Origin of the sequence: Oerskovia sp. NPDC060287 (assembly GCF_042726775.1) — a bacterium.
Classification (GTDB): Bacteria; Actinomycetota; Actinomycetes; order Actinomycetales; family Cellulomonadaceae; genus Oerskovia; species Oerskovia merdavium.
This window is the reverse complement of record NZ_JBHXBO010000260.1, coordinates 1-5,437: the sequence shown is the minus strand read 5'-3', so window position 1 is coordinate 5,437 and position 5,437 is coordinate 1. Positions and strand designations below refer to the sequence as shown.

5 protein-coding genes are annotated in these 5,437 nt (G+C 73.6%); 2 read left to right on the top strand and 3 right to left on the bottom strand.

All coding sequences use genetic code 11. The annotated features are described in order from the left end of the window. Positions 1 to 44: 44 nt before the first annotated feature. The 3 genes from ACFWFR_RS16995 to ACFWFR_RS16985 all read right to left on the bottom strand — a co-directional run bounded on the left by ACFWFR_RS16995 (position 45) and on the right by ACFWFR_RS16985 (position 3,589). Positions 45 to 1,616 (bottom strand): RNA polymerase sigma factor, encoded by a 1,572-nt coding sequence (locus tag ACFWFR_RS16995; protein ID WP_377616366.1) that lies wholly within the window; start codon positions 1,614 to 1,616, stop codon positions 45 to 47. Between the two features lie 299 nt (positions 1,617 to 1,915). Then, a complete protein-coding gene (locus ACFWFR_RS16990; RefSeq protein WP_377616365.1) occupies positions 1,916 to 2,311 on the bottom strand; it encodes a universal stress protein in 396 nt (131 codons plus the stop codon). Positions 2,312 to 2,434: 123 nt separating this feature from the next. Then, positions 2,435 to 3,589: a DUF4192 domain-containing protein gene (locus ACFWFR_RS16985; RefSeq protein WP_377623781.1), complete on the bottom strand. Its 1,155-nt coding sequence runs from the start codon at positions 3,587 to 3,589 to the stop codon at positions 2,435 to 2,437. A 121-nt stretch (positions 3,590 to 3,710) separates the two neighbouring features. On the opposite strand from ACFWFR_RS16985, the gene ACFWFR_RS16980 reads away from it, so the two are divergent. Together ACFWFR_RS16980 and ACFWFR_RS16975 are read left to right on the top strand one after the other, a co-directional pair. Further along, complete coding sequence (locus ACFWFR_RS16980; protein WP_377623780.1) at positions 3,711 to 4,283, top strand: hypothetical protein; 573 nt, start codon at positions 3,711 to 3,713, stop codon at positions 4,281 to 4,283. 14 nt (positions 4,284 to 4,297) lie between these two features. Continuing rightward, complete coding sequence (locus tag ACFWFR_RS16975) at positions 4,298 to 5,419, top strand: polyprenyl synthetase family protein (protein ID WP_377623779.1); 1,122 nt, start codon at positions 4,298 to 4,300, stop codon at positions 5,417 to 5,419. Positions 5,420 to 5,437 lie beyond the last annotated feature (18 nt).

Below are 5,437 nucleotides of genomic sequence, written 5' to 3'. Positions count from 1 at the left end.
CCCCCGAAGGGGTGCGGGCCTCTCGGCGCTGCTGGTCGGGCCGGTCAGTCCAGGTAGTCGCGCAGGACCTGCGAGCGGCTCGGGTGACGCAGCTTCGACATGGTCTTGGACTCGATCTGACGGATGCGCTCACGCGTCACGCCGTAGACCTTGCCGATCTCGTCGAGCGTCTTGGGCTGCCCGTCGCTCAGGCCGAAGCGCATGGAGACGACGCCCGCCTCACGCTCGGAGAGGGTGTCGAGAACCTGGTGGAGCTGCTCCTGGAGCAGCGTGAAGCTCACGGCGTCCGCGGGGACCACGGCCTCCGAGTCCTCGATGAGGTCACCGAACTCGCTGTCACCGTCCTCGCCGAGCGGCGTGTGCAGCGAGATGGGCTCGCGGCCGTACTTCTGGACCTCGACGACCTTCTCGGGGGTCATGTCGAGCTCCTTGGCGAGCTCCTCCGGGGTGGGCTCGCGGCCCAGGTCCTGGAGCATCTGGCGCTGCACGCGGGCCAGCTTGTTGATGACCTCGACCATGTGCACCGGGATACGGATGGTGCGGGCCTGGTCGGCCATGGCGCGCGTGATGGCCTGACGGATCCACCACGTCGCGTACGTCGAGAACTTGTAGCCCTTGGTGTAGTCGAACTTCTCGACCGCACGGATCAGACCGAGGTTGCCCTCCTGGATCAGGTCCAGGAACAGCATGCCGCGGCCCGTGTAGCGCTTGGCGAGCGAGACGACCAGACGCAGGTTGGCCTCGAGCAGGTGGTTCTTGGCGCGACGACCGTCGCCCGAGATCCACTCGAGCTCACGGCGCAGCTTGGGCTCGAACGTGTCGCCCGAGCTCAGGCGCTCCTCGGCGAACAGGCCGGCCTCGATGCGCTTGGCGAGCTCGACCTCCTGCTCGGCGTTCAGCAGCGCGACCTTGCCGATCTGCTTGAGGTAGTCCTTGACCGGGTCCGCCGTGGCGCCCGCGGTCACGACCTGCTGGGCCGGTGCGTCGTCGTCGTCCGCGTCGGAGTAGACGAAGCCACGCGACTCGTCCGCCTCCTCGGCGGGCTTGGCGGCGGTCGCGGGGGTCTCCGCGTCGTCGTCGGTCTCGACGAGGTCCTCGACCACGACCTCGTCGGAGTCCTCGTCGTCCTTGGCGCCGCGCTTGCGGCGCGTGGTGGCCGCTGCCTTGGGGGCAGCTGTCTTGGCCGTCGTGGCACGCTTGCGCGCCGCGGGTGCCTTGGCGGCGGGCGCTGCGGCCTCGTCGGTCGCGGCGTCCGTGGACCCGGCCTCGGCAGCGGCGGTGGCTGCGGCGGTGCGCGTCGTCGTGACGGCACCTGCCCGCGGGGTCGCGGCCTTCTTGGTGGCGGGCTTGACGGCCCGCGACGTGGTGGTGGAGCGCGAGGAGGTGGCGGCGGCGACCTTGGTCGCGACGGGGATCTCGACCTCGACACCGGCACCGGCCAGTGCACGCAGCACGGCCTTCAGACGCTTGGGGTCGCCGATCGTCGCGCTCTCGCAGGCGTTGCGAAAGCTCTCGGCGTCGACCCGGCCGTTCTCACTGCCCTTGCGCAGCAGTTCCTGCAACGCGGGGTGTTCGAACTCGTGCGGGAGAGCGGGGTTCTGGGAAGAGGGCGCCACAAACCGACCTTTCGGCAATCACTGGAGGGGCGTGCCCGGGAGATCGGAGGACTCTCGGATCATGTGCGGACACCTATATTGTACCGGCCGAACCGTCGTCGGGCGCCGGTGAAGCGTGTTCCGACGCGGGTGAGTTGCCGCCTACAGGCCTGCACACGTCCACTCCGCTGCTGTCGTCCCCTGGTCAACGCGCCGGGACCGCGGAAGATTCCCCCGGACGATGGTCCTGGTCACACCCTCCGGCCCCCGCGCGTCGAGCGGCCGCGCGGGCGACACGACGCGGACCCTGCGAGCCCTCGTCAGGGTCGGTGCGGCTTGACCGCGAGCACCGGGCACGGGGCGTCCAGGAGGATGCGCTGGGCGTTGGACCCGAGGATGAGCTTGCCGACCGGGCTCCGTCGACGCAGACCGATCACGATCAGGCCGGCACCGTGGGTCTCCGCGGTCGACACCAGGTCCTCGGCGACCTCGCCCGTGCCGGTCACGACCTGGTGCGGGATCCCTGCCTCGTCGAGGGGCGCCGTGATCCGGGCGATGTCCGCGAGCCGCTCGTCGGCCTGCTCGGGGAGCGAGCGGCCGTCCTTGTCGCTCACGACGACCAGGAGCTCGCTCCGACGGCTGATCGCCTCGTCGACGGCGGTGCCGAGAGCCTCGCGACCCTCGGGGGTGGACAGGTAGCCGACGACGACCGTCATGGGAATCCTCCGTCATGGTCATGCCTGCCGGCATGCCTGCTGGCGCGCGCAGGACGGGGCTTCCCGGGCTGCGGACCGGGACCACCCCGGCAGGTGCGACGGTACCGGAACGCCCGCCGATCCTCACCTCGCGACGTCCGCCTCGGCGCGGGCCCAGCCCGGTGCGAGCCCCGCCTCGAGCGCGCTCCTGACGAGCAGCGCGAGCCGGTACGCGGGGTCTGCGCCGAGCGCCCTCTCGAGACGGTCCGCGGCCAGCCCGCCGTCTCCCTCCCACCAGGCCAGGAGCGCAAGGAGCGTGAGGGCGGGCGCCTGCCTGCCCTGGCGGCCGGCGCCCACGACCTCTTCGAGGACCGTGCGCGCGCTCCGCACGAGGTCCGGGTCGGGCGGCAGCCCGACCGCGGGGTCGACCATCGCCGCGATGACAGAGGCGGTCCCCGCCTCGACCCGCGGTCCCGGGACGGCGGTCGCGGTGAGGCGGGCGACGTCCTCCGTGCCCGCGGTGAACGAGAGCAGGACGGCGTCCCTGACCGGGATGCTCTCGAGCGCCGCCTCGAGGCGTCCCAGGAGAGCGGGCGGCAGCGCACCCTCGCCCCCACGCTCGCGTCGGTCGACGGTCGCGACGGCGGCCTGCCATGCGTCGAGGCCCGCGGCCCGCCAGCGGGCCGTGGCGTCCCCGCCGACCGCGAGCGCCTTCTCGCGTTCGGCGCGCCAGCGTGCGGAGGCCCGGACGGCCCGACGGCGCAGCGCGGGCTCGAGCACCGCGATCGCGAGGGAATGGGCCCGGGAGGGCGCGACGGCGGCCCCCGCGAGGACCATGTGCGCGCCGACCTGGGTGGACTCGAGATCGGTGAGCGGCCTGCCCGCCGCGGGGCAGCACGCCTCGTCGAGGCAGTCGAGCGACGAGTAGCCCCGTGCGCCCACGACCCACGCCTCCAGGTCGCCCAGGAAGTCCTCGGCAGCATCCCGGCAGTGCTCGACCGCGGCGCGCTCACGAGCGGCCGAGGCGCCGCCCGTCCGCAGGTCCGCGTCGGTGTACACGACGAGCACCGCGCGCCGTGCGCCGTCGGCGCACAGGTGCGAGACGAGCGTGCGGGCGACCTGCGGGCCGTGCTCGAGGTCGGCGAGGTCTCCCAGGTCCACGCGCGCGACCAGCCCCACCCGGCCGCGCGGGGTGCGCAGGCTGATCAGGACCGCGCTGTCGTCGGGGCGGTACCCGAGCCGGAAGGGGACGTAGGCGAGGAGCTCGCGGGGCCCGCGGGCCCGGATCGTGGTCGTCATGCGGCTCATCCCACCGCGCGACCAGCGCCTCGTGGCGATCCCTGGCGAAGCTGTGGACGGCGTTCCGTGCCCACGGGGGCTGTGGTCGAGCCACGTGCCGCGCAATGACTACGGTGTGGGGGTGCGTCGTCCATCTGACTCGATCGATCGCCCCCGGACCGCGCGGGCGACCGCTGTCGCGGCCTGCCTCGCGCTCGGCCTGCTCGCGGGCTGCTCGGCCCCCGCCGCCCCCCCGACCGGACCCGACCGCGGGACGGGAGAGGCGCCGTCGGGCGATGCCTCGTCCCCGGCCCCCGAGGGTCTCTCCCCCGCTGCCGACATGCCCTCGTTCGACGAGAGCTCCGTGGCGGGAGCCCTGGTCGAGGGCTTCCCCGTCGACGTGGTTCCCGTCCCGCCCGAGGCGCAGGTCCTCGCGAGCTCGGCGGCCGACGTCGAGGGCCAGCCGCTGCGCCAGGTGACCCTCAACCTCTCGTCGCCCGCCTCGGTCCAGGAGGTCCTCGACTTCTACTCGCAGGCGATGGTGACGGCGGGCTTCACAGCGGTCGCGGGCTCCTCGACGGGCGGGCTGAGCGGCCAGGCCGCGTTCAACCGGGCGACGCCCGAAGGGACGACCGAGACCCTGTTCGTGGGCGTCCTGGACACCGAGGACGCCCGCCTCGTGACGGTCAGCGGGCAGGTCGTCGCTCCCGCGTGACCTAGGCTGCGGTCATGCCTGCTGACGCCCCTGCGCCCGCCTCCCTGCCCGTCGACCGCGAGAACCTCCGCCCCGACGTCGACGCGGCCCTCAGCGCCTTCCTCGACTCCCAGCGGGCCCAGCTCGCCGCGATCGGCGAGGACGCCGCACCTCTCGCCCAGGCCACCGCCGACCTGCTCACGGGTGGCAAGCGCCTGCGGGCAGCCTTCTGCTACTGGTCCTGGCGCGCGCACGGTGGCCAGGTCGACGACGGGCGCCGACGTGCGGCCGTCCGGACGGGCGCGGCGCTCGAGCTCTTCCAGGCGGCCGCCCTGTTCCACGACGACGTCATGGACAACTCCGACACCCGGCGCGGCCGCCCCGCGGCGCACCGTGCGTTCGCGGCGCGGCACCGCGACGCGGCCTGGTCGGGCAGCGACGTCCAGTACGGCTCGTCGGCAGCGATCCTGCTCGGCGACCTGTGCCTCATCGGGAGCCAGGCGGAGATCCGTGGGGCTCTCGTCGGGATCCCCGAGGACGTCGCGCTGCGGACCCGGACGCTGTTCGACGACATGCAGACCGAGGTCACGGTCGGGCAGTACCTCGACGTGCTCGCACAGGCCGTGCCGTGGGGCGAGGACCTGGACGCCGACGAGGCCAGGGCACGCGCGGTGATCCGCTCGAAGTCGGCCCGGTACTCGGTCGAGCACCCGCTCGCGCTGGGGGCCGCCCTCGCGGGCGCGTCCCCCGACCGCCTCGCGGCGGTCCCCACCTACGGCCTGCCGATCGGCGAGGCGTTCCAGCTCCGCGACGACCTGCTGGGGGTGTTCGGCGACCCGTCGACGACGGGCAAGCCCGCCGGGGACGACCTGCGCGAGGGCAAGCGGACCGTCCTGGTCTCGCGTGCGCTGCGGACCGCGACGCCCGCCCAGCGCGACCTGCTGCTGGGTGCCCTGGGCGATCCCGGGCTGGACCTGGCCACGGTCGACACGCTGCGTGGCCTGCTGGTCGAGACCGGAGCGGTCGCCGCGGTCGAGGGACTCATCGACGAGCTGAGCGAGCAGGCCTTCGCGGCGCTCGCCGCGCACGATCTCGCGTCACCGGGCGCAGAGGTGGTCGCCGAGCTCGCGCGCGCCGCGGTGCAGCGCACGGCCTGAGATTCGACACCCCGGCGC

Bases quoted from the DNA above. Each gene is read 5' to 3' on its own strand.
- ACFWFR_RS16975 (WP_377623779.1), top strand. From the start codon at position 4,298: ATGCCTGCTGACGCCCCTGCGCCCGCCTCCCTGCCCGTCGACCGCGAG.
- ACFWFR_RS16985 (WP_377623781.1), bottom strand. From the start codon at position 3,589: ATGACGACCACGATCCGGGCCCGCGGGCCCCGCGAGCTCCTCGCCTAC.
- ACFWFR_RS16990 (WP_377616365.1), bottom strand. From the start codon at position 2,311: ATGACGGTCGTCGTCGGCTACCTGTCCACCCCCGAGGGTCGCGAGGCT.